This window comes from Sunxiuqinia sp. sy24, assembly GCF_052677165.1.
Map to the genome: position 1 here is coordinate 180,803 of NZ_JBQYLH010000002.1, position 24,562 is coordinate 205,364.

The following is a 24,562-nucleotide window of genomic DNA, read 5'->3' on the forward strand; positions in this document are numbered from 1 at the left end:
CGGCACTGCTGAACGAGAATGAGTCAGCAGTGCCGTTTTTTATAACGTCGTTATTTTAGCGTAATTAAATTGGGTTCCAGCCTTGAGCTTGTAAGGGGATGGCTGTTCCGGCACCGGTAATCATGTTGGTTCCGCTGCTGGCTTCGGTAATGTGTCCAATGACGGTAATGTCCGGATCATTCTTTATTTTGTCATGATCGGCCAATGGAATGGTAAATAGCAATTCATAATCTTCGCCACCATTCAGGGCAGCCACAAGTGGGTTGATGCTTAACTCTTCAGCAAACTTCTTGGTTTGAAAATCCAACGGAACTTTCTCTTCGTAAATGGCGCAGCCCACGTTGGACTTTTGACAGATATGCATAATTTCAGATGACAAGCCATCGGAAATGTCAATCATGGCATTCGGTTTAACCTCCAGCCTTTTCAGTGCGCTAATCACATCGGCTCGTGCTTCTGGTTTTAGCTGACGTTCCAAAATATAATCGTAGCCCTCCAGTTTGGGCTGCTCTTTGGGGTTTACTTTGAAAACTTCATTTTCACGCTCCAACAGTTGAAGACCCATGTAGGCTCCACCTAAATCACCCGAAACGCAAATTAAATCGTTCAGTTGGGCACCATTCCGATAGACCACATCTTCTGATTTGGCTTCGCCGATGGCTGTTATGCTGATAGTTAATCCGGTTAGCGAGCTGGTGGTGTCACCTCCCACTAAATCGACGCCATATTTTTCGCAGGCCAGATGAATACCGGCATACAACTCGTCAATGGCTTCAACTGAAAATTTATTGGAAATAGCCAGTGAAACGGTAATTTGACGAGGATGTGCATTCATGGCAAAAACATCGGATAAGTTTACCACTACTGCTTTGTACCCTAGGTGTCTTAAGGGGACATACATCAGATTGAAATGAATGCCCTCGGTGAGGAGATCAGTCGTTACAACGATTTGTTTGTCTTCAAAGCTTAGTACGGCAGCATCGTCCCCAACACCTTTAATTGTACTTTTGTGTTGAATTTGGATGGCTTGCGTCAGACGATCAATAAGTCCAAATTCGCCGAGTGTAGAAAGTGCTGTTTGATTCTTAGTATTATCCATTTTTTAAATATCAGACCTTAAGGTGTGGATTTAAGTGTTTTCGCCTGCAAAAATAGCTTTACTTCCTTATCTTTGCAATTATTTTTAAACAGTCTATTTTAAAGTTTGTTATTACAAGCGGAAAAAGTAACGTATAAAAAGGGGATATGGAAGAACAAGATAAGATATTACACGAGGTAACCTCACAAGAATATAAATTTGGATTTGTCTCTGATTTTGAGTCCGATTCAATTCCAAAGGGATTAAGCGAAGATGTTGTCCGCTTAATTTCGGCCAAAAAGAATGAACCTGATTTTATGCTGCAATTTCGGTTGGATGCCTACCGTAAATGGTTGGAAATGCCGATGCCGGATTGGGCTTACCTGAAAATTCCTCCAATTGATTTTCAGGAGATCATCTATTATTCTGCGCCAAAAGCAAAACCAGAATATGAAAGTCTGGATGAAGTTGATCCGGACTTGATTGAAACATTCAATAAGTTGGGCATTCCTTTGGAGGAGCAAAAAGTACTGGCCGGAGTTGCTGTTGACGCGGTGATTGACAGTGTGTCGGTTAAAACAACCTTTAAGGAAACCTTGGCTGAAAAAGGAATTATCTTTTGTTCTTTCAGCGAGGCGGTGCATGAACATCCTGATTTGATTAAGAAATATTTGGGAATGGCTGTGCCAACTTCCGATAATTACTTTGCCGCCTTAAACTCTGCCGTATTTTCTGATGGCTCATTCTGCTATATTCCCAAGGGGGTGCGCTGTCCGATGGAGCTTTCAACCTATTTCCGTATCAATGCTGCTGGAACCGGCCAGTTTGAGCGGACCTTGATTGTGGCTGAGGACGATAGCTACGTGAGCTACCTGGAAGGATGTACCGCTCCTATGCGGGATGAAAATCAATTGCACGCTGCGGTGGTTGAGATCGTCACTTTAGATCGGGCCGAAGTAAAATATTCAACGGTACAAAACTGGTATCCGGGAAATAAAGAAGGCAAAGGCGGGGTATACAACTTCGTAACTAAGCGTGGTATTTGCCGGGGCGTTTCTTCCAAGATTAGCTGGACTCAGGTAGAAACCGGTTCGGCCATCACCTGGAAATACCCAAGTTGTATTTTGATGGGCGATAACTCGGTCGGTGAATTTAACTCGGTAGCGGTAACCAACAACCATCAGCAAGCCGACACGGGTACCAAGATGATTCATATCGGCAAAAATACCAAGAGTACCATCATCTCGAAAGGAATTTCAGCGGGCGTGAGTAACAACGCTTACCGTGGATTGGTAAAAGTACTTCCAGGTGCTGTTAATTCCCGTAACTTCTCTCAGTGCGATTCGCTTTTGTTAGGATCAACCTGTGGAGCACATACTTTCCCTTACATTGAAGTGGGGAATAAATCATCGGTGGTGGAGCACGAAGCAACCACTTCCAAAATTGGCGAAGACCAGATTTTCTATTGTAACCAGCGGGGAATTTCAACCGAGGATGCCATCGGAATGATTGTGAATGGCTACGCGAAGGAAGTCTTGAATAAGTTACCGATGGAATTTGCGGTGGAAGCACAAAAGTTGCTGGCCATCAGCTTGGAAGGAAGTGTTGGATAATTGAAATTATATATAAATCATAGATTTTGAGTGAGTTTTTTGCCCGGCAACAGGTCGCCTGAAGCGATTTCGATCCCTCAAAAGCAGAAGAGGGAAAACGGTGATGGTCCAAACAGCAGATCATATACAAAACTCAGAGCTCGGAATACGAAATTTAGAATAACATGCTAACAATAAAAAATTTAAGAGTTGCTATTGAAGGGAAGGAAATCCTGAAAGGAATCAACCTTGAAATTAAAGCAGGCGAAGTGCATGCCATCATGGGACCAAACGGCTCAGGAAAAAGTACCTTGGGGAATGTGCTGGCAGGGAAAGAAGAATATGAAGTGCTGGAAGGTGAAGTCATTTACCAAGGCCAGAACTTGCTCGATCTGTCGGCTGAAGACCGTGCCCGCATGGGCCTGTTTTTGGGTTTTCAGTATCCCGTTGAAATTCCGGGTGTTCCGATGGTGAATTTTATTAAGACATCAGTGAATGAAATGCGCAAATTTAATGGTTTGGAGCCGTTAACAGCCGGCGAATTTCTGAAGTTGATGCGGGAAAAAAAGGAATTGGTTCATTTGGATTCACAGCTGACAAACCGTTCTGTTAATGAAGGTTTCTCGGGTGGAGAGAAGAAGAAAAATGAAATATTTCAAATGGCCATGTTGGAACCCAAATTAGCCATTTTGGATGAAACAGACTCTGGGCTGGATATTGACGCGCTGCGGATTGTTTCTGATGGGGTGAACGCCTTGAAACATCCTGAACGATCAACGATTGTGATTACGCACTACCAGCGTCTGTTGGATTATATCGTTCCGGATTTTGTGCATGTTTTGTACCAAGGACAGATTGTGAAATCAGCCGGTAAAGAGCTGGCTTTGGAGTTGGAAGAAAAAGGGTACGACTGGCTAAAAAATCATAGTTTATGACATTAACAGCAAATAAAGTCGCGTTAAGCGAAAAATATACTGAGCTTTTTTATGCAAACCGGAGTCTGCTGGATGAGGGATCATCCGACTTGCTCAACCGGATGCGTGAAATCGCCATTAAGCGTTTTGAACAAGGAGGAATTCCCGGATTCAAAAACGAAGATTATAAATACACCAACCTCGAGCGGGTCTTTGGCAAGTCGTTCCGGCATTTGTTTCAATACCAGCCGGTTGATGTTGACCTGAATGAAGCTTTTCGCTGCGATGTTCCTCAGCTGGATACGGATGTGGTGTTGCTGGTAAATGGCTGGTACTATGCCAAAAATCAACCGCTGAGTAATTTGCCCAAAGGGGTGGTTGTAGGAAGTTTAAAACAAATTGCCAACGAGCAGCCTGTGTTAGTGAAGAACTACCTGAATCGTCAGGCTGGTTTAAGCGAAGACCCAGTAGTGGCTTTAAATACCGCTTTTGCACAGGATGGCTTTTTTATGTATGTGCCTGATCAGGCTGTTGTTGAAAAACCCATTCAGGTGATTAACCTGATGCGTGCTGACGAACCTGTTTTTGCAACGCAGCGAAATTTGATTATTGCGGGCAAAAATAGTCAGGCAAAGGTGATTTTTTGTGATCACACCATGAGTTCAAGTGATTTTATGACCAATAGTGTGACCGAAGTATTTGTCGGGCAGGATGCTGTGTTGGATGTGTACACTATTCAAAATCAAAATAACCAAGCCAACTCCGTGAATTCTTCTTTTTTCAGACAAGAAGCCAATTCCAACTTGTTAAGCAGTGTGGCGACCTTGCATGGCGGACTGATCCGAAACAATTTGAAGGTAGAAATGGCCGGTGAACATGCTGAAGCCAACTTGTATGGCATGTCATTTACCGACAAAAATCAACATGTTGATAACTTTACCAATATCGAACATGCTGTTCCGAATTGCTTGAGTAATCAGGTGTATAAGAATGTGTTGGATGAAGACTCGGTGGGCGCTTTTACCGGACGAATTCACGTGGTGCGCGATGCTCAAAATACCAATGCGTTCCAGCGAAATAATAATGTTTTGTTGACCGATTCTGCAAAAATGAATACCAAACCGCAGCTGATTATTGATGCGGATGATGTAAAATGTAGTCACGGTGCCACGGTTGGTCAGATTGATGAGGAAGCTTTATTTTACCTTCGTGCCCGGTGCATTGGTGAAGCCGAAGCCCGCATGATACTGATGAATGCGTTTGCTCATGAAGTTGTTCAAAATATACGGGTTGAACCCCTCCGCGACCGGATTGACGAACTCGTTGAGAAACGGCTGCGCGGAGAACTGGCCCGCTGCCACGCTTGCGATAAAAATTAGTAAGATATAATCCAAAGCCTCACCTCTCGTGAGGCTTTTTTATTTTCAGAATCTCGTTGGCTGAAGACTAATCTAATCCTGTTGATTTTGCAGGCCGTCTTAAACTTCAAAAGTTTAATCAAAAACATTAGTTTTGTAGCTCTGTTAGTGTATTGAGCACTTCAATTAAGTGAAGCGCTCAATTTCCATTTAATTCAAAAGACAATCATGACACTCGATATTGCCCGCATACGGAAAGATTTTCCAATATTGGATCAACAGGTTTATAACAAATCCTTCATTTATCTGGACAGTGCAGCTTCGTCGCAGAAAGCGCTGTCGGTTTTAAAAAAGGAAGAGCAGTTGCATTTGGAGTACTACGGCAATATCCACCGGGGCGCGCATTTTATGGCCGACCAGGCAACCAATGATTTTGAGGCCGCTCGCGACTTGGCGAAGGACTTGCTAGGAGCCCAGGCGCGGGAAGAAATTATCTTTACAAAGGGCACAACGGAAAGTATCAATCTGGTTGCTTTTTCCTTCGGCGAAGCTTTTGTACAGGCGGGTGACGAAATCATTGTTTCAGAAATGGAGCACCATGCCAACATTGTGCCCTGGCAGTTGATGGCAGAGCGCAAAGGAGCCAAAATTGTTGTCTTGCCTTTTGATGACAATGGCCGATTGGAGATTGAAAAGCTGGATGAGCTGATGACAGCAAAAACCAAGCTGATTGCGGTGGCTCATGTTTCGAATACGCTGGGAACCATTAATCCGGTAAAACGAATTATAGGACAAGCGCATGCGGCAGGGGTTAAGGTGCTGATTGACGGAGCGCAGGCTATTTCGCACCTGAAAGTGGATGTGCAGGACCTGGATGCAGATTTTTATGTGTTTTCGGCGCACAAAATGTATGGCCCCAACGGGGTGGGCATTTTATACGGAAAAAAAGAACTGCTGGATCAAATGCCTCCATACCAAAGTGGGGGAGAAATGATTTCCGAAGTCACTTTTCAAAAGACTAGCTTCAACGAGTTACCCTATAAATTTGAAGCTGGAACGCCCAACATTACTGGAGTGATTGCTTTTGGTGAGGCCATCCGCTACTTGCAAAGTTTAGCTGTCGAAGAAGTGGTCGCTTACGAGCACCAGTTGTTGGATTATGCTACTCAGAAGTTGAATGAAATTCCCGGGATGATGATTTTCGGAACCCAAAAGGAAAAATCGGGAGTTATTACCTTTAATATTGAAGGCATCCATCCGTTTGATTTGGGAACCATGCTCGATAAAATGGGTATCGCCGTGCGTACTGGTCGCTTGTGCGCCGACCCGGTGATGGACCATTTTCAACAGCAGGCAACCATTCGTATTTCCTTTGCCGTATACAACACGCTGGAAGAAATTGATGAGTTCATTAAAGCGCTGAATAAACTAGTCGTGATGCTGGGTTAAGGCGTCCTGCTGATCTCAAAAAGCGTTTGTCGAATTAACCAGATGAATTAAAACAAAAACAGGAATTCTTGCGAATCCCTGTCTTCTTCTTTCCCCTTTTGGTCGACTTCTCAGTCTCAGCTAAACTCCCTCGGGAAGAGGGGTATCTTGATTTGGTTTTTTTAGAAGGAATGAGTGGTTTGCTGGATGATCGAAGCCAGCTGGTCGGCTTGCATCACCCCGCTTCCTGTCCATTTGCGTTGTCCGTTTTGGAAAATCATGAGCGTAGGGACGTTTCTAATTTGAAACTTCGTCGCTATTTCCTGATTCTTGTCCACATCAATTTTTAGAATACGGACCTGCTCGCCCAATTGATCCTTAACTTGTTTCAAGATGGGGGCCATCATTTTACAGGGGCCACACCACTCTGCCGAAAAATCGATCAGCACCGGCGTGCTTTCCTGGATAATCTGGTTAAACTTTTCCATCGTCTGCGGTTTTTTCTTTTGATTTTTTCATGTCGCTAATCAAAAAGCCCATCAGTCCACCATACAAGGAGCTGGTGTGCCAGTTGGCTTGTATAGGGCAAGTGCCGGAGTTACAGCCAATATAATGCCAGTATAAAAATCCGGCAAAAGCACCGACGAGTGTTCCAACGATTTGCCATTTATGCTTTAGGATAATCTGTTTCATGTTTGTCTTATTTTTTAGCAAAGAAATAGGATTGCTTGGTTTTGGGAAGTGACTTGAGTCACACAAACTGTTGGCTGTAGAGAATTGGGTGATGTGCTTAGAGATTCGAGTGGATTAAGGCCGAGAAATCAACTTCATTGCGGCTAAGTTTAACCAGCCCTTGTTGCTCCATTTTTTTCAACAGTCGGGAAATAACTTCACGCGAACTGTTTAGTTGATAGGCAATATCTTGATGTTTGCCACGATACTGCTTTTCGCCGGTCGCTTCAAAACGGGCTATGAAAAAGCGGCGCAACCGTTGGTCTAGATTCTGAAACGCGATAGCATCGATCGTGTCCAATAGCTCCTCAAATCGCTTGCGGTAGGCATACATCACATACGACTTCCATTCAGGGAAGCGCACCATCCATTGGTCCAGCAATTCAACGGGAATGCGGATGATCAGGCTGTTCTGCTCGGCAATAGCGCTGATATTGCTTTGCTGTTGTTCCATGCAGCAGGTGAGTGCCATGGAGCACACTTCTCCCGGATTCAGAAAGTAAAGCAGAAGTTCACGGCCATCTTTGTCCTGGCGGATTACGCGCAAGCTTCCTTCCAGGATGAGAGGAAAGGATTTGATGAACTGGCCTTCGCGCAAAATCTCGTCATCGGCATCGATGGCTTGAGGCAAACCGTGCTGTTCAATCTCATCCACTAGTTCGTTTCCGAAGAAAGGAAAGCGTTTAGTTAATATGGCTCGGATGTTTGACATGGATGACAGCAAAAGTAGTAAGAATCGGTGAGGAAATCGCCTGAAGAAAAGACCGGAAGACAGAGTCATTCTGAACTTGGTTCAGAATCTTTCAGGAGTAGCTGACAAACCCTGAACCAAGTTCAGGGTGACACTGATGGTTTTTCGGGTAGCTTTTCTGCAGGCGATTTTTTTAGTTAAGCTTAATAGTTTGTTGCTTCAATTTCGAAGTACTCTTGCTCATGTTCGCAGGCAGGGCATTTTTTGGGCGGACGTTGTGACTCGTGTAGCAAACCACAAACCCTACATTTCCAGATCACCTTGTCTTCGCGCTCGAACACCCGGCCTTCTTCCAGATTTTCATACAGCGTGCGGTAACGCTCTTCGTGGTGTTTTTCAATTTTAGCAATCGTTTTGAAAACCACGGCAATTTGTTTGAAGCCTTCTTCTTCGGCTATACGGGCAAACTCAGGGTACAAATCTGTCCACTCTTCGTTTTCACCATCAGCAGCAGCTTTCAGGTTTTCCAGGGTTGACCCGATAACACCGGCAGGGTAGCTGGCGGTAATTTCAACCATCCCACCTTCTAAAAAACGAAAGAAGCGTTTAGCATGAGCTTGTTCGTTAATGGCTGTTTCTTCAAAAATAGCGGCAATTTGCTGTAAGCCTTCTTTGCGTGCTTGTTTGGCAAAAAACTCGTAGCGGTTCTTGGCCTGTGATTCACCCGCAAAAGCTTTCAGTAAGTTTTTTTCTGTCTGAGTTCCTACTATTGAATTCATTCTTTATGTATTTAACGATTTTTGTTGATTGATTCTTTGGAAGCTTGAAGATAATTAAATACACTGGGAATTCGAAGTTTGACAGGGTATTTAGAATCATTCAATAAATGATATTTTATTGTTTATTTTTTTAATAAGATGCCGGGGACAGGATTTTATTTTTGTGTGATTCTTAAAAAAATTACGACCTTTGCACCCTTAAAAGCTAAAGCTCATGACAATAGAAAATATACAGCACGAGATTGTGGAGGAATTCTCACTTTACGAGGACTGGATGGATAAATACAGTTATCTTATTGAGTTGGGGAATGATTTGAAAGATCTGGACCCCAAACAAAAGAACGATCAGCACTTGATTAAAGGATGCCAGTCGCGGGTTTGGCTGGTGCCGGAGTTCAAAGACGGAAAGATTTATTTCGAGGGAGAGAGCGATGCGGTGATTGTGAAAGGCTTGGTTGCGCTTTTGTTGCGTGTGGTTTCGGGACGTACTCCCCAGGAATTGATGGAGAGTGATTTGCACTTTGTGGATGACATCGGCTTGAAGCAGCACTTGTCGCCAACACGCTCCAATGGATTGGTTGCCATGATCAAACAAATTAAGTTATATGCTGTTGCTTATAACAGAATTTCAAGCTAAAGAGAAGACGCTATGGATGCCAGAATAGATTTAATTATAGAGAACTTAAAAGAAGTTTATGACCCGGAGATTCCGGTAAACATATACGATTTGGGCCTGATTTATAACATCGATGTGGATGAAAATAGTAAGGCCAACGTGATTATGACCTTAACTGCTCCTGGCTGTCCGGTGGCCGATATGCTGGTGGAAGACACCCGGCAGGCGGCTCTGACAGCAGAAGGAGTGGAAGATGCCCACGTAGAACTGACTTTTGAGCCGCCATGGGACAAGTCGATGATGAGTGAAGAAGCCCGCCTGGAACTGGGATTCTTTTAAGAAAATGGTCTGTATTGTAGGCCAAAATAACCTTCAAGGGGTGAGCTGGATCTAGCTCACCCCTTTTTTTGTTGTTGGCGGGGTTTTTGAAGTTATGAACAAATTGTTGATAACTCGTGTCATCCAGAGCCATCGCTCGTTTTGGAGGGCTAGATCCGCTAGCGATAGTTGGGGTATCGCTAATGGGCGAAGTAGGTTTTTTTGTTCCTGGTAGCTATTTATTTAAAGCGAAAGAGTTTTTATTTTAGTGTACTTGTTTATAGTTTTAAGCCATTGTATGAGCACAACACAAAAAGTATTTTCAGAAAAAATTAAAGCCAAAACGCGGGAGTTGGGCTTGCTTGATTGTGGTATTTCCAGGGCGGAACGGCTGGAAGAAGAGAAACCTCGGCTGGAACGTTGGCTGAACCAGGAAATGCATGGCGAGATGGGCTACATGGCTCGTAATAAGGACATGCGTCTGGATCCGCGGTTGATTGTTGAAGGGGCACAGTCGGTGATTTCTGTTCTCCTGAATTATTTTCCCAAGGAACAGCAGCATGATTCCGAGGCTCCGGTGTTGTCCAAATACGCTTATGGCAAAGATTATCATTTTGTCCTGAAAGACAAACTGAATGCGTTGCTGAAATTTATTCAGGATGAACTAGCGCCTTGTAACGGTCGGCCGTTTGTCGATTCGGCTCCGGTGTTGGATAAAGCGTGGGCCGCCAAGGCTGGGCTGGGCTGGGTAGGCAAACATACCAACCTGATTTCGGTGGAGCATGGCAGTTTCTTTTTTATTGGTGAGCTGATTGTGGATTTGGAGCTGGAGCCCGACACGCGCGTGGTACGCGACTATTGTGGATCCTGTACGCGCTGCATCGATGCCTGCCCCACACAGGCTATTGTGGCTCCGCGGGTGGTTGATGCCCGGCGCTGCATCTCGTATCAAACCATTGAGCAGAAAGGTGAGTTGGATGAATCGTTGCAAGGTCAATTCAACGACCGGGTGTTTGGCTGCGATATTTGCCAGGATGTGTGCCCCTGGAATCTGAAATCGGAAGCCCACCAGGAACCGGATTTTGAACCACACCCCCAATTGATGAAGCTCACCCTGAAGGAGTGGCAGGAAATGGATCACCCTTTGTTTAACGAGTTGTTCCGAAAATCAGCCGTTAAACGAACCAAGTTTGAGGGGCTGAAGCGAAACCTACGATTTATTGAGCGGGCCAGCAGTCCGGGTGAATCTCAATCCCCAGAGGAATAAATAGTTGGTTGAAAAAAAACGGGCTCGCTGGAACATCAGAGCTGAAAATGAATTACATTTGAACAAGTTAGCTCAATCAGGCGGGAGTAGCTCAGTGGTAGAGCATCAGCTTCCCAAGCTGAGGGTCGCGGGTTCGATCCCCGTTTCCCGCTCATGGTATCCTACAGCAGGGTTTCCAGTGTTTTGAAAACAGGAAGTAGCGATTTTCCTTTCTCCGATAAATGGTATTCAATATGCAGCGGTTTTTCCCGGACAATCATTTTTTCTAGTATTTCCTCGCTCTCCAGCTCGCGTAGTGCCACCGCAATGGATTGCTTGTTCGCGCCTTCCAATTGGCGCAAAAGCGCATTGAAACGAACTGGACCTTCTGCGGCCAATCGAAAAATCTGGGGTTTCCACTTTCCTGAAAGCAGTTTCAGCAGGCCTTCAGCCGGGCAGTTGCCATCAGTTGGACAAGAGTTCGTGGTAGTCATATTTTTCTGACTTATTGACTGGTATTTTTTTATCAATCATTTTTGCAGCTGAAATATTCATCAGCTGATAAAAAAGACAAGAACGAACAGGGGGCTTGATTGTTCAGGAATTCTGTGTTTCGAATAATAGAATAAACGAAGCCTGCTTCAGGTAAAAAAAACAAAGAATATGGAAGAAAATAGAAACAATCCGATGGTTTGTGATCCGGAGGTGGGGGTTTGTGATATGCCGGAACAACTGCTACAGGACAAGAAAAAAACGCATTCGGCCGGAAAGAAACCGGTAAAAATCATCTGCTTCTCCGATCCGATTTGCTCTTTTTGTTGGGGCATCGAACCGCAGTTGCGAAAACTGATGCTGGAATATGGCGATGACGTGGAGTTGGAGTACCGCATGGGGGGCTTGCTTCCCGACTGGAACTACAATCGTGGTGGAATAAGTAAACCTTCGGATGTGGCCCAGCACTGGGACGAACTGAGTAGTTATTTTGATATGCCTATTGATGGTGACATTTGGCTGGAAGATCCTTTGCACTCGTCTTTCCCGCCATCGATTGCTTTTAAGGCTGCACAGTTGCAGGATGAAACGAAGGCCCTTCAATTTTTAAGAAGGTTGCGGGAAATGGTGTTTGTGGAGAAGAAAAACATTGCCCGGTGGGAAACGATTGCAGCGGCGACTCAGCAAACCGAACTGGACTTGGTTCAGCTTAAGGCTGACGTTGAAGGACGGGGGGCAGTGCTGTTCGAGAAGGATCGGGACTTGACTCAAGAGCTCGGTGTCAGAGGTTTTCCTACGCTGTTGATTTCTGCCGAAGGGCAAGACCAACAGGTGATTATTGGGTTTAAACCGTATGCTATTTTTGAAAAAGCGGTTGTTGACTGCTATCCGGAAGCGGTAAAAAAAGAGTACGACCGATCGTGGGGAGGTTTGTTCCATGAGTTTCCGACGCTAACCTCTCGTGAGTTCGCCGAATTAAGCGGGAAATCCACGGAGGCAAGCGAAGGCCTGTTGCAGGAGTTGGCCGATCGGCAGGAGCTTCGGAAAACTGCGATTAAAACTGGTACGCTGTGGACAAAGGCTCTATCCAAGATAACTGTTAGTGGCAGGTGATCCGCGAAACGAATGCTGCTTAGATGGGGCGTAGCTTAAGTGTGAACAGATAAGAGGATTGTAGATAAGATCATTCTTGCTTAGTTAAATTAAAGATCCTGGTGCCATTACCCGTTGAAAAATCCGCTGGATAGGTGTCACTACCCGGTTTATTGGCTGCTAAAATTATTGAATTTTCACCGTTGAATTTATAAATAGCATAAGCGTCTTTTTCAATATACTGAGACAAACTGCTTGAAGTTACTGTGGCAATAAGTTGTCTTACTTCATTGCTTGTATTCACGGCGTAATAGCCGGAGTAGACTTCATGTCCACCTGCAATATATCCGAATTCATTTCCCGCAAAGTTCATTTCCCATTCGGTATCTGTACCTACTTCATAACCTCTCCAGACGCCATCTAACTCATTGACATCATCGATATTAATGAAATTAGATTTGGTTTCGGTATGTGATCCATACTCATTACTGACTTTCAAGCTGATAGAATATGCTCCCAAATCAGAATAACTATGTGACGGATTCTGTAGTGTACTTGTATTGCCATCACCAAAATCCCACAACCAGCTGGTTGGATTATTTAAAGATTCATCGGTGAATGTTAAAGATACGCCGATATCGGTGTTGGTATCAGAAGAGGAAAATTGAGCAACAGGAGAATTTACGTCGTCATCATTCTTCCCACAAGATATAAAAGAGGCCAGCAGAACTGTAAGTGTCAAACAAAAAAGAGTAGTCGTTGAGATTTTTTTCATAATGAACGTTTTTAATTAATTCGATAGAAGTTTAATTATTCGGTTTTTTTGTTGAATTCCGACTAAGGTCAAATTTAATAAATTAATAATCCCTTCAAAAATTGTAGGTTAGCATCAGAACTTAGTCGAATGCCCTTATGTGAGATCTGCCGCATGAAGCGTAAGAGATTTGTTCAGTTTCCCTGTTTCAAATTGCAGCCGAGCCCAAGCGCATATTTTGTTTTAACTTTTTTAGCCAAATCTCCGATTTATCAGTGATTGCTGAAGCTACGAACCATCCGAATTGCACCGTGCCTTTATGCTTTATTGCGGTTTATTGTTAGCGATCGTAATTGAGCCAGCAAATGGGCGGCAGATTGTTCGATAAAGGAGAAAAGCCAGCTGAATTATTTTCAACCGGCTTTTACCTGGTGCTATTTTTTCTCTTTGAGTAAGCGAGCTCACTCCTGATCCGTCATTGTTATTCATTCTGTCCCAGGATCAGACTGGCATCAACCAATAATATAATTCGAGCGTGGGAAAAATGAAATTGGTTTCACAATACCGTAGGAAATTGAAAAGGTAAGTACGGTTAGTAGAAACTGTTCAAGCCCTGGATTTATCATCATAGAGTTGTGCAGCCAGGCTGTTATCCACAGGGTGATGATGTAATGAACCAGGAAAATACCATAGCTAAAAACGGATAATTCGGTAAAAACACGCTTCATGAAAGCTGATAGTTTAATGTTCTGAAATAACATGAAAACTCCAGCTGTCATGATGACGACATTGGGAGACAGAAAGCTAATGTTAAACTCGATTAGTTTCCAGTTTTCTACATGCGATAGTGCTAGTGTTTTAAAAAATGCATTTTGGTCGTGTATGAATCCCCAGTAGGTAACAATGACTCCAACGATAAAAAGAATGGCTCCGATAGCCATTGACTGACCGGCTTTCAGACGGTTGTGATGGTGTAGGAAGTAGCCCAGAATAACATAGCCCAGATAGCCTCCGAAATAATAAAACATGCCAAAGTCGTTCCAGTCACATTCACCGTGAATTTGGGGAAAATACAGGCGGAGGTAAGGGAAGAACAAAGTGATTCCCCACATACTTAGGAAGAAAATAAGTGACCTTTTAGAGGCGGTTTTTATCCAGGGTGAAATGATTGGCATAAATAGGTACAAGCCCAAAATGATGTACAGAAACCAAAAGTGAACGTTGCTTCCGGTGAAGTTAAAGGGAACCATCATGAGATTGTATAGGAATACGTTTAATCCGGAATCGGTGAAGGTATTGGCCGGGCCACCAAACGCGATTTCATTGGGTATGGGCAGAAATACATAAATGATAGACCAGATAAGAAAGGGAATAACCACACGCGTAAAACGCCGCTTGAAAAAGCTGGTGTTGTCCTTTTTTATGGGTAACAATAAGATAGACGACATAATGATAAAAAGCGGTACGGAAGAGCGTAATAAAACGGCGAACAGGGAGGCTTCCGTTTCAAATGTCATCGTTTCGGCGTTGAATAGGTAGGCATCTCCTACGTGTACCATAATCACCATAAGCATGGCTAATACTCGTAATACATCAAGGTATACGATTCGGTTTTTGTTGGATGGTTGTATCATTTTTTTCTTTTAAAATTAGTTGACTGCAAAGGATAAAATTTGTTGGGTTGGCACGTTTTCATGTTGCTGGAAATCCTGTTTGGCAGAAATGCCGTGAACTGGTCCTGCGTCCGATCTTAAGCATTATTTACTTTGGATTTTTTTTTTGAATTATTCAGCGAATATAAGTTTTTAACTTAAATTTGCGAGACATTGGCAATGAGGTCTGCCTTAAACCGTTTCGCTTGGAACTAATGACTTCTACTTTCAGTGGCTTAAGCCAATGTAGAATCATTTATTTAAGGTATTATGAGCATAAAAAAAATTAGAGACTTCTTCCTTTCAATTGAGCAAATTCCCTCTTTAATCTATCTTTTTAAATGGATTTTTATTTGTTTAATCCTGGGGGTAATTGTCGGTGGCATTTCTGCTTTTTTTCTATTGAGTTTAGAGTGGGTTACCAATTGGCGGGAATCGCATTTGTGGATCATTGCCTTACTTCCAGTTGGCGGATTCATCATTGGCTTGTCGTACCATTTGTATGGTAACAGTGTGGTGAAAGGGAATAACTTATTACTCGAAGAATTTCATACGCCGGAGAAAATCATTCCTTTCCGGATGGCTCCTTTAGTGCTGTTTGGAACGATTTTGACGCATTTCTTTGGTGGGTCAGCCGGACGAGAAGGGACTGCTGTTCAGATTGGAGGAGCGATTGCCGATCGGTTTACAAAAGTCTTTAACTTGTCGAAACGCGACCGAAAAATTATATTAATCGCGGGTATTAGCGCCGGATTTGCCTCTGTTTTTGGGACGCCTTTAGCTGGCGGAATTTTTGCGCTTGAAGTTTTGGTTTTGGGGCGAATTCGGCTTGATGCCATTATCCCCAGTTTTTTAGCCGCTGTTTTTGCCAACTACTTTTGCGAGATCTGGAATGTGTCTCACACGCATTATCACATTGCTTCGGTTGCCGAAATGAATCCTATCAACCTGTTATGGGCTTTGCTGGCGGGAATCATTTTTGGTCTTGTAGCTATGCTCTTCTCTAAGTCGACACACTTCTGGAGCGACTTGTTTAATCGAACCATCAAGTATCCTCCATTACGCCCTGTTATTGGTGGCGTTGTTTTAGCCGCCAGTATCTATTTCATTGGAACAACCAAGTATATTGGACTTGGCATTCCGACCATTGTTAACGCGTTTGATGTTAAGCTCAATTCTTATGATTTTCTGCTTAAACTACTCTTCACGTCTTTTACTTTAGGGGCTGGCTTTAAAGGGGGAGAAGTAACTCCCTTATTTTATATCGGTGCTGCATTAGGCAATGCGTTAATCTGGTTTATTCCCTTACCCATGGGCCTACTGGCCGGAATGGGTTTTGTTGCCGTTTTTGCCGGCGCAACAAACACGCCAATAGCCTGTACAGTTATGGGAATAGAACTGTTTGGGATTGAAGCTGGAATGTTCATTGCCCTCGCCTGCAGCACTGCTTATTTGTTTTCCGGACATTCGGGCGTTTACTCATCGCAGATTATCGGAAGTCCGAAGCATAATTTTTTCATTCGCGAAAAAGGCTTGCAGCTTTCTGAAATTAGGCAGAAAAGAAAAAAGAAATAAGCGGTTGATCTTTGCTTGTTATTTCGCATTGTTGATAGTGACAAATGTAATTTCAGTAAAAAGGCTGGGTGCATCTTTAGCTGTGGCATTGAAAAGAAAAACTCCCTCGAGACTTTCGTCAGGAAGGAGTTTCATGAATTAGTAGTAATTGATAGTAAGTCGTTAATAGTAATTGATCGTAGTGTATTATTTTTTTTCTACAAAATCATCGGGAGCATAGTAGATGCCTTTTTGTTTCCAAATGGCTTGTAGCCTTTTTAGTGCTGTTTTGAACGAGTCAAAATCTTTGTTTTCCAGTTCTGTCCAGCCAACCTCTGCATAGGCCGCTAAGCGAGGAAAAACCATAAAGTGCATATGTCCATTGGTGGGAATCCATTCGCCCCACATTTGCGAACCGGTTCCAATCACCTTGCTGTGGTATTCTTCGGCCAGTCCTTTCGGAATAGGATCGAAATGATAGGCTTTTGACAAGGGGATAGATTGGTAATCGTAATCCAGGTAGGTCTGAGAGTGAAGCGAGTTGACAATCTCATACCCACTGCTGGCTGCTGTTGTGGCCAGGTTAAAATCACCCTTCCAAAAATGAATCAATGTTTGCTGGGCCAGCTGCTGATCGACCTTGGTGTCCGATTCATCCTGAAAATGATGCAGGTTATGGCCCATAATTTCGTTCCAGCCCATCATCCTTTTTCCTTTCGATTCGAGGTAGTTTGAAATTCGGTTGGTGAAGAAAACCTGTAAGCCGGCCGGCGAAGAAATTCCATTCTCTTTCATATAAGCCTGAACGGTTTCTGACGATTTCCAGTGATCGTATTTCACTTCGTCTCCACCAATATGGATCACCTGAGAGGGGAACAGCTCCATCACCTCATCCAATACATCGGTCAGGAACTGGTAAACTTTCGGATCGCTAACGTCATACACATCGGTGCCAACGCCAAACTTAATGGGCACTTCAATTTCTTTTTTGGCCGTACCCAGCCAAGGGTAAGCTGCAATGGCTGCACTAGAGTGACCGGGCATTTCAATTTCCGGGACAATGGTAATATGCCTTGCTTGGGCATAGGCTATAATTTCTTTGATCTGTTCTTGGGTGTAAAAGCCTTCGTGCACTTCGGCCGACTGGATCGGACTGTTCCATTTTAGCGGGCCAACCTGGGTGCTGCTTCTTTTCGAACCTACTTGTGTCAGAAGCGGGTATTTCTTGATTTCAATTCTCCATCCCTGATCATCGACCAGGTGCCAGTGAAAGACATTCATTTTTAAGCGAGCCATCTCATTCAACAGTAGTTTTACCTGTTCTGCTCCTTTGAAATAGCGGGCTTCATCGAGCATGAACGCTCTCCAGGCAAAGCGGGGCGAATCGCTTATGCTCACTGCCGGAATATCCTTTGACTGATTGTCCATTAGTTGGAGCAAACTCTGAACACCATAAAACCATCCTGCTTGGCTTGATGCACTAATCTCAATGCTTTTAGCTGAAATATTTAACGCATAAGCTTCTTGGGCAAGATCTTTACTTGGCTTGAATTGGATGTAGTTCGCTTTTAGTTTTCCAGCTTCTCCAATGTGATTTTCAAACCCAAATGCTTCCTGAAGATGTTGCTGTAAGACCTTGGCCGATTCATAATTTTCAACGCTGGCTATGATCTCTGTTTGTGGATTGATGGCGAATCTCCCATCCTGTATATGGATTTCTTGTGGGCGAGGAATAATGTTGAGGGTTTGTGCTTGAGTGATATTCGAGATCAGACACAAGGTCAATAGCACGGTTAATAGTTTCATCTTCTGGTGTTTTGTGTTAAGGATCGAAAACAAGATTGAAGTTGTTGGTAAAGAGACTGTCTCTTCATGGAGAAGAAACAGCCTCTTAAAATCTATGAAAAAAAATCTGCTATACGAATTCTACGGGTTTGCGCTTGATCCACTGTCCACGAGTAAAATCGGGAAAGTATTGAGGAGCGCTGTTCTGTGCAATAGATGCTTCTGAAAGTGGCGTAACGGCACTCCAGGCTGCAGCATCATAAACATCCATAACGGGCTGACGCTGTTCTTTTACGGCGTTGATGAATTCGCGGGTAACGAAATAGTCAATGCCACCATGACCAGCACCATTGGCAATCTCACCATACTTTTTCCAAAGTGGGTGATCGTATTTATCCTGCCATGCCTGAAACTCATCCCACGCGTGGTTTTTGCTTTGGCCTTCAATATGAATGCGGCGATGTCCGTAGTCAAAATCAGTGACCCCATCGGTACCGGCTACATGGAAATTCAATGAATAGGGACGAGGCAGGTTACAGTCGTGCGTTACGATAATCGTTTCGCCATTGGTTGTTTTAATGGTTGAGGTGATAATGTCGCCTTGTTGCCAGGGGAGTTTGGCATTCGGATGATCTTTTCCTCCTTGTTCTTCAATGTAATCTTTCAAGCCAACAGCTTTCGAGGCGGTTGATGTCAAATAAAGGAAACGGTTTCCTCGGTTAATATCCAACATGGCAGCAACGGGGCCGAGTCCGTGAGTTGGGTAAACATCGGCATTACGCTTCAAGGAGTGTTGTGTTCTCCAGCGTGCTTCACCTTTTGCTTCCTCTCCAAATTGAAGGTCATTGTTAAACTTAACATTCAGTAAGCTGTGGCGGTATCCGCAACGGGCGTGTACCACTTCGCCAAATACCCCTTGTTTTACCATGTTCATTACTGCCATGGCATCGCGGCGATAATTTACATTTTCCAGAATCATACATGGCATTCCTGTTTCTTCTGAAGTATTAACAAGATCCCAGCATTCTTCGATGGTATTGGCTGCTGAGACTTCAACTGCTGCATATTTCCCGGCTTTCATGGTTGCCACAGCCATCCGTGTGTGCCATAACCAGGGAGTGGAAATAATTACGCCATCAATATCATCGCGCTTAAGCATTTCAAGGTAGGCATGCTCTCCATCAGAATATACATCAGCTTCGCGAACGCCAACATCGCGAAGAAGCTTTTGCGTGCGTGTTACAGCTTCCGGATCGATGTCACAAAAAGCAGTTACTTTTACTCCTTCAGTCATGGCCGCCCGTTTAACGTGTCCGCGTCCGCGTCCTCCACAACCAATGAAAGCGATATTTACTTCACCTTTTTTCTTTTTTGAGAGTGTGCTTCCTTTTGAAATATGAGGAGCGATAAACATTCCGGCTCCGGCAGCACTTACCGTCCGTAGGAAATTTCTTCTGTCAGTCATCTATGTCAGGTTTAAATTTTGTTTTATAATGCTGCAATATAGGCAGGCGTGGGGGAATGGAAGGAGGAACAAAAGGGGGAACACTACAAAAAAAGAGGGATTGTGCTATTTTTTTGAGATTTCAGTGTAGCTTGTTGGGTACTCTTCATTGTAAAGAGCAACATATCTTTTACAGAATTCTTCATAAACTTGTTGTGCTTGCCCGTGATTTCCCTGTGAGGATAAGGACTGCAAAATACACTTCAGCGCTTCTTCATGAAGTGGGTCAAACTTAAAGATGGTTTTGGCTGTCTGAATGGCTAAATCCGATTGATGTTCGATTAGTGGAAGTATCTCCTGGATAATCGCAATGATTTCGTCTGCTAACCCAGTTTTGTATGAATCGAGCCACTCGTGTTCCAGATTGGGGAGGATATTCCCATTTCTTAAAATATGCAAAAGCTGTTGTAGGGGTTCCGCTTCGATGGTATTTTGCTGACGCTGTTGTTGTAGCAGCAGCTTGATCCTCGTGAAATGGAAATAATCAACTTGCAAGCTATCTTCCACCTGAAGGTACCACCTCTTATTTTTGTACAGGATTTCAATCCCGTCAACAGGATCGAGTAATTTGCGCAGCTTTTTGATATTGGCTCCGCGGTTCTCCTTAGCTTTATCTTTATTCATGCCCGGCCAGAACGTGTCGGTTATTTTTTTGACACTAATTCCTTCGGGAGAGTCCGGCGTATTTAAAATACAAAAGGCCAGCAGTTGCCGGAGCAGGGGAGAGAAGCGCTCCGTGATGTTGCCGGTTTTTTCAGTATGAAACTGAAAATTTCCAAATAATTGAATGTGGAACGAAGGCAGCGTAGCAGCCTTTTCTTTTTGTCCTGCTGTTGGTTTTGCTTTAGTCTTCCGCTTATTTTGTTGTCTGATCCAATAAGAGCCAAAAGCGACGGCAAAAAGGACGAAAAAAAGGTAGTAACCCGTTGAACTCTGCGATGGAACTTCCTTTTGTGCCAGGAAAATGCCCTTGATTTCATCTTTCGAAAGTCCTCGATCCCAAATTTTAAGTTCATCAATCGAACCATAAAACTGTTCCCCCCATATGTTGTTGCCAATGATGATCGACTGATCAGAGGGGAGTATTTCTGAAGCATTCATGGTCGACCTCTTCTCTCCGTCAATATAGAATTCGATGTTGGTATTGGGATTGAAAACGACCGCGATGTGGTACCACTGGTTTAGGGCTAAGGGCTCATCAAGCAGGTGGTCTTTTATGGTTGGCGTTGTAAAGTCGGGGAAGCCCATATTCAGTTTTAAAGAAAATGAGGTGCCCAGTCCGATAATGCCCATGAACGGTCTTAGGCTATCAGCTTTAATCCATGTTGAGATGCTTATTGGTGTATCGAAATTCAATTCATTGGCTTTGGCATAATCAATGAACGAATTGTTTTCTGTTAAATGCAGGACATAGCCTCTTTCCTTATCTTTTTCAATCGTTGCATTGTGCGAAATAATTTGATTCCAAGCCGGGTCAATCCTGTTTTTAACTTCCTTGTCGAAGGGGAAATGGATGCTTAGTTTGTCTTCGATGGAACTCGTGTAGGCGATAAATTCTCGGGGGGTGTCTTGTAAGCCGGTATGATGGATCACTTCGCCGGGCGTAATTTTGAATCCGTTTTTATATGGCGAAAAGATTTCCTCGTATTCGGTTAGTGGGGACGATAGTTTAGCAGGGGTTATCATTCCCGGCCGGTTTTTCCAGAATATTTCGTTCAGATATTGGTTTTCATGCCAAAAAATGGCTTTAAATCGCCTCATCGAATTGAGATCCCCGCACAGTTGAGCAATTGCTTCTTCTTTCTCTGCTGGGCAAAGAATGAGGTTGGGAACTTTCCCGGTTAGCTGCCACACGCGCAAACACTCTTGGTAAAGACTATCGGTTGCCTGAGGCTTAAAAACCACAATCTTGTTTAACGGATTAGCCGAAAACCGATCAGTATAAGCAATCGTCTCCTGAACCTGCTCTGAGGTCGTGAAGCACAGATCGTGATTAAAGAGGGCAATGATATTTTTATTGGCTTGATGCAAGGAATCTATTGTCGGCCAGTTGTCTTCATCCATTTTAGTGAAAAGTTGCTTGCCAATTATTTTCGTCAGTTCACTTGACAGAGAGCTTTCAATATAATCACCGGTAAAAGCAAGGCAGAAGGTTTGGTCTTGATTGCTTGCAGCATGCTTGGCAAGTGACTTTATAAATCTTTCCTCATCTTCGGATATTTTCGACTGATCCAGCTCAAGGAGGAAGGCCTGATTACCTGAACGGACCTTGGTGTTTTCATAAGAGGTGTAGGGTGTGCAAGGGAATGCAAAATCATCAACCAGCAGCGGCATCCTTTGTGCTCTAACCGATAGCACAACAAACAGACAGGCAATGAAAGACAAAAAAAGAGCTTTGTTCACGTTGTTTCCCTTTTGGCAAAACACAAAGATAAAATAAACTCGCAGGGAATGGAGCTAAATCTAAAATTTCATGCTGACTCTGGTTTTTCGTATTCATTAGTGGGAGAAATCTGATGAAAAAGTCGTGACGAGCGAAGCGTGGCTGCCAGGTGTGCGGTCTTTCTGCGAGTGTCAGTTCGCAACTGGCAAGCTGGTTTACCGTGAGGTCTGCAGTGTAGGTGATTTGCGATTGATGAATAGACTTGATAGATTTCAATGGCTTGTCGGTTAGGGGGTAATGCTCCTCAAGTTCCTGCTGTGATCGAAATGCTTATTGCTTGCTCTCGCCATTTTTCCTGCGGAATACACTTGGAGTAACTCCTTCCCATTTCGAAAAAGTGGATGAAAAGTGTTGCGACGAATAAAAACCGCAATCTAATGCAATGTTGGTCAGCGTGCGTAAAGGATCTGTTAATAATTGCTTCGATCTTTCGATACGTTGGTATATCAGGTAATTGGCGGGGGTGTAGCCCGTATGTTCTTTTACAAGCTGGGTTAATGTGGTAATACCTACCTGATTCATGCAGGCCATTTCCTGTAAGGTCCATTTTTTGGCAAGCTTACTTTTTAACATGGCATCGAAATTTGAAAACCACTTGCGGTTCTCTATCCAAAGATTATCGCGGTTTTGGATGATGCGCACCGTGCTGATTAGAAACTCCTCAACTAAATTGCATACTCGCTGGTAATAGCCGAATTCCTTTGTTGCAAGCTCTTGTTGCAGTCGCGTGAAAAGCTGCTTAAACGGCTGGGCTTTCTGAATCGTGTGCTTCGGATTTTGAGAAAGTACATTTCCTATCGCCTGGTTTTCGCAATCGGAGAAGCGGGACCAGCTGCCCAGATAAAATTGTCCGTCTTCGGTGAAAATTTCAGGTTTAATAACCATCCAGAATATCTCGCCTAAGTCAAGAGCTTCGCGCGGACTACCATGTTTTTCCCATGGGCAGGTTACAAACCCATTGCCTGGAAGAAGCAAATATTTTTGTTCTCCAACAAGCCATTCGTATCTTCCTTTGGTAATATAGCACAACTCGATCCCTTCATTATAATGCATTTGCAATGGTTTTTGGCGAATGTCTTTGTATTCTTCAAAACCAAAATCGTTGATAAACGGAAACTCTCGCAGAAGTTCGAAACCTGCTGCGTCCCTGTCAGTTCGTGAATAGAAGAAGTGCATGTTTGTATAATATCTTTCAGTGTAAAATTATAGTATCTTTTGATTTTGCAAAACGATTTCTTTGTTTTTAATTCTGACTAAAAAACCATGAATAAACTAATTACCGAAATGTGTGCCTACCAAAACGCATTTCAAAACGAATTGCATCACAATATTTTATCTTTTTGGATGAAGTATGGTATAGAAGCTAATGGAGATGGTTTTTATGGTGCTACTGACCTGCATGGAAATCCGGTTCCCGGAGCCTCGAAATCGTGCGTATTGAATGCCCGCATACTCTGGACTTTTGCCGAGGCTGCTAAAATTTTTGGAAATGAAGAGTATGCTAATGTTGCTCACCTTGCATATCAAGTTCTGAAAAAAGATTTCGCAGACCCACTTTGCGGCGGATATTACATGAGTATTGATGCTGAAAATAAACCACTCGATACCATTAAGCATACCTATGCCCAAGCATTTGTTTTATATGCTTTGAGCAAATATTACGAATTCGCTCCATCGGAAGAACTTCTTCAGGAAATTAAAAGCTATTTCTATTTTTTGGAAGAAAAAACCAAAGCTCAGGAACAAGCAGGCTACCTTGAAGCCTTTACCCGCGACTGGCAACCATATTCCGAAAACCGGATGGCCGATAACAACGAGCCCCGGTCGATGAATACGCACCTGCACATCATGGAAGCTTACGCCGCCTGCTACAACGTTTGCAAAGAAGAACAGGTAGCAAAACGACTAAAAGAACTGCTGCTATTGTTCATCGAGAAGATTATCCGCCCCGACGGGCATCTGGGAATTTTCTTCGATGAAGCATTTAACGAAACCGAACCTTCGAAAGCAATTTGCTCATTCGGGCACGACATTGAAGCTTCGTGGTTGCTTTGGGAAGCCGCTGAAATATTGGGCGATCAGGAAATTATTAAAAAGATGAAGCCTCTTTCAGTGAAAATGCTCGATGCAGTTGATCGTGTGGGAGTGGATAAGGATGGCGGATTGTTTCTGGAATCGACTCGCTTTGGCAGTCACGTACGTACCAACAAACACTGGTGGCCGCAAGCCGAAACAGTGGTGGCCTTTATGAACGGGCTGGAATTAACTTCGGATGAAAAATATTGGGACAAACTCAAATTGAGTTGGGACTTTATCGATAAGTATATCATTGATCACGAAAACGGAGAGTGGTTCACCAAGGTAAATCGTCTGGGAATTCCGTATCTTATTGAGCCGAAAGACGATCCTTCGCCATATTACCGGAACGATTGGAAAATTGATCCATGGAAGTGCCCATACCACAACGGGCGGGCCATGATGGAACTAATTTCGAGAATTGAAAAGATGATAAGCAGTAAACAAAAACCTTGATC

Annotated in this window: 22 protein-coding genes, 1 tRNA gene and 1 riboswitch; of the genes, 11 read left to right on the forward strand and 12 right to left on the reverse strand. The window is 43.6% G+C overall.

Annotated features, from left to right (window positions below; translation table 11 throughout):
• Positions 1 to 64: 64 nt before the first annotated feature.
• Complete coding sequence (gene thiL / locus ACUNWA_RS02940) at positions 65 to 1,099, reverse strand: thiamine-phosphate kinase (protein ID WP_445590386.1); 1,035 nt, start codon at positions 1,097 to 1,099, stop codon at positions 65 to 67.
• A gap of 146 nt (positions 1,100 to 1,245) precedes the next feature.
• Here thiL and sufB point away from each other — a divergent pair, with 146 nt between their 5' ends.
• From sufB to ACUNWA_RS02960, 4 genes are all read left to right on the forward strand, one after another.
• Entirely contained in the window at positions 1,246 to 2,691 is a 1,446-nt protein-coding gene (gene sufB, locus ACUNWA_RS02945; RefSeq protein ID WP_445590387.1) for a Fe-S cluster assembly protein SufB, read from the forward strand.
• Between the two features lie 164 nt (positions 2,692 to 2,855).
• Positions 2,856 to 3,605, forward strand: coding sequence for a Fe-S cluster assembly ATPase SufC (gene sufC, locus ACUNWA_RS02950; protein ID WP_445590388.1), 750 nt, complete (start codon positions 2,856 to 2,858; stop codon positions 3,603 to 3,605).
• A complete protein-coding gene (gene sufD, locus ACUNWA_RS02955) occupies positions 3,602 to 4,963 on the forward strand; it encodes a Fe-S cluster assembly protein SufD (RefSeq protein WP_445590389.1) in 1,362 nt (453 codons plus the stop codon). The genes sufC and sufD overlap by 4 nt, the downstream gene beginning before the upstream one ends.
• Before the next feature lie 207 nt (positions 4,964 to 5,170).
• Positions 5,171 to 6,391 (forward strand): aminotransferase class V-fold PLP-dependent enzyme, encoded by a 1,221-nt coding sequence (locus tag ACUNWA_RS02960; protein ID WP_445590390.1) that lies wholly within the window; start codon positions 5,171 to 5,173, stop codon positions 6,389 to 6,391.
• 161 nt (positions 6,392 to 6,552) lie between these two features.
• Here the strand turns inward: ACUNWA_RS02960 and trxA are convergent, their stop codons facing one another.
• The 4 genes from trxA to rbr form a co-directional block, all read right to left on the reverse strand.
• Positions 6,553 to 6,858, reverse strand: coding sequence for a thioredoxin (gene trxA / locus ACUNWA_RS02965; protein ID WP_445590391.1), 306 nt, complete (start codon positions 6,856 to 6,858; stop codon positions 6,553 to 6,555).
• The gene (locus tag ACUNWA_RS02970) at positions 6,845 to 7,063 is read right to left on the reverse strand and encodes a DUF6132 family protein (protein WP_445590392.1); all 219 of its coding nucleotides are present in this window, start codon (positions 7,061 to 7,063) and stop codon (positions 6,845 to 6,847) included. Before ACUNWA_RS02970 ends, trxA begins: the two co-directional genes overlap by 14 nt.
• 97 nt (positions 7,064 to 7,160) lie before the next feature.
• Entirely contained in the window at positions 7,161 to 7,814 is a 654-nt protein-coding gene (locus ACUNWA_RS02975) for a Crp/Fnr family transcriptional regulator (RefSeq protein ID WP_445590393.1), read from the reverse strand.
• 182 nt (positions 7,815 to 7,996) lie between these two features.
• Positions 7,997 to 8,572, reverse strand: a complete 576-nt coding sequence (rbr, locus tag ACUNWA_RS02980) for a rubrerythrin (protein ID WP_445590394.1) — start codon at positions 8,570 to 8,572, stop codon at positions 7,997 to 7,999.
• 214 nt (positions 8,573 to 8,786) lie between these two features.
• Between rbr and ACUNWA_RS02985 the strand changes: the two genes are divergently transcribed.
• The 4 genes from ACUNWA_RS02985 to ACUNWA_RS03000 all read left to right on the forward strand — a co-directional run bounded on the left by ACUNWA_RS02985 (position 8,787) and on the right by ACUNWA_RS03000 (position 10,925).
• A complete protein-coding gene (locus ACUNWA_RS02985; RefSeq protein WP_445590395.1) occupies positions 8,787 to 9,209 on the forward strand; it encodes a SufE family protein in 423 nt (140 codons plus the stop codon).
• A gap of 12 nt (positions 9,210 to 9,221) precedes the next feature.
• Positions 9,222 to 9,527: an iron-sulfur cluster assembly protein gene (locus tag ACUNWA_RS02990; protein WP_445590396.1), complete on the forward strand. Its 306-nt coding sequence runs from the start codon at positions 9,222 to 9,224 to the stop codon at positions 9,525 to 9,527.
• A 277-nt stretch (positions 9,528 to 9,804) separates the two neighbouring features.
• Positions 9,805 to 10,773 (forward strand): tRNA epoxyqueuosine(34) reductase QueG, encoded by a 969-nt coding sequence (queG, locus tag ACUNWA_RS02995; protein WP_445590397.1) that lies wholly within the window; start codon positions 9,805 to 9,807, stop codon positions 10,771 to 10,773.
• A gap of 80 nt (positions 10,774 to 10,853) precedes the next feature.
• Positions 10,854 to 10,925, forward strand: a tRNA-Gly gene (locus ACUNWA_RS03000).
• A gap of 9 nt (positions 10,926 to 10,934) precedes the next feature.
• Here ACUNWA_RS03000 and ACUNWA_RS03005 read toward each other — a convergent pair.
• Positions 10,935 to 11,246, reverse strand: a complete 312-nt coding sequence (locus ACUNWA_RS03005) for a winged helix-turn-helix transcriptional regulator (RefSeq protein WP_445590398.1) — start codon at positions 11,244 to 11,246, stop codon at positions 10,935 to 10,937.
• A gap of 169 nt (positions 11,247 to 11,415) precedes the next feature.
• On the opposite strand from ACUNWA_RS03005, the gene ACUNWA_RS03010 reads away from it, so the two are divergent.
• Entirely contained in the window at positions 11,416 to 12,357 is a 942-nt protein-coding gene (locus ACUNWA_RS03010; RefSeq protein WP_445590399.1) for a DsbA family protein, read from the forward strand.
• A gap of 70 nt (positions 12,358 to 12,427) precedes the next feature.
• On the opposite strand, the gene ACUNWA_RS03015 is transcribed toward ACUNWA_RS03010, so the two are convergent.
• Entirely contained in the window at positions 12,428 to 13,111 is a 684-nt protein-coding gene (locus ACUNWA_RS03015) for a PKD domain-containing protein (RefSeq protein WP_445590400.1), read from the reverse strand.
• A 491-nt stretch (positions 13,112 to 13,602) separates the two neighbouring features.
• On the reverse strand, positions 13,603 to 14,724 hold the full coding sequence (locus ACUNWA_RS03020) for an acyltransferase (protein WP_445590401.1): 1,122 nt from the start codon (positions 14,722 to 14,724) through the stop codon (positions 13,603 to 13,605).
• Positions 14,725 to 14,909: 185 nt separating this feature from the next.
• Positions 14,910 to 14,974: riboswitch (Fluoride riboswitch) on the forward strand.
• Positions 14,975 to 15,012: 38 nt separating this feature from the next.
• On the opposite strand from ACUNWA_RS03020, the gene ACUNWA_RS03025 reads away from it, so the two are divergent.
• The gene (locus tag ACUNWA_RS03025) at positions 15,013 to 16,317 is read left to right on the forward strand and encodes a voltage-gated chloride channel family protein (RefSeq protein WP_445590402.1); all 1,305 of its coding nucleotides are present in this window, start codon (positions 15,013 to 15,015) and stop codon (positions 16,315 to 16,317) included.
• A 186-nt stretch (positions 16,318 to 16,503) separates the two neighbouring features.
• Here the strand turns inward: ACUNWA_RS03025 and ACUNWA_RS03030 are convergent, their stop codons facing one another.
• From ACUNWA_RS03030 to ACUNWA_RS03045, 4 genes are all read right to left on the reverse strand, one after another.
• Positions 16,504 to 18,102 carry a beta-N-acetylhexosaminidase gene (locus ACUNWA_RS03030; RefSeq protein ID WP_445590403.1) on the reverse strand — a complete coding sequence of 533 codons (1,599 nt, stop codon included), beginning with the start codon at positions 18,100 to 18,102 and terminating at the stop codon, positions 16,504 to 16,506.
• A 109-nt stretch (positions 18,103 to 18,211) separates the two neighbouring features.
• Entirely contained in the window at positions 18,212 to 19,546 is a 1,335-nt protein-coding gene (locus ACUNWA_RS03035; protein ID WP_445590404.1) for a Gfo/Idh/MocA family protein, read from the reverse strand.
• Between the two features lie 105 nt (positions 19,547 to 19,651).
• The gene (locus ACUNWA_RS03040) at positions 19,652 to 21,988 is read right to left on the reverse strand and encodes a LamG-like jellyroll fold domain-containing protein (protein WP_445590405.1); all 2,337 of its coding nucleotides are present in this window, start codon (positions 21,986 to 21,988) and stop codon (positions 19,652 to 19,654) included.
• A 310-nt stretch (positions 21,989 to 22,298) separates the two neighbouring features.
• Positions 22,299 to 23,081, reverse strand: coding sequence for a helix-turn-helix domain-containing protein (locus ACUNWA_RS03045; RefSeq protein ID WP_445590406.1), 783 nt, complete (start codon positions 23,079 to 23,081; stop codon positions 22,299 to 22,301).
• Between the two features lie 210 nt (positions 23,082 to 23,291).
• Between ACUNWA_RS03045 and ACUNWA_RS03050 the strand changes: the two genes are divergently transcribed.
• A complete protein-coding gene (locus ACUNWA_RS03050) occupies positions 23,292 to 24,560 on the forward strand; it encodes an AGE family epimerase/isomerase (protein ID WP_445590407.1) in 1,269 nt (422 codons plus the stop codon).
• The last annotated feature ends 2 nt before the right edge of the window (positions 24,561 to 24,562 follow it).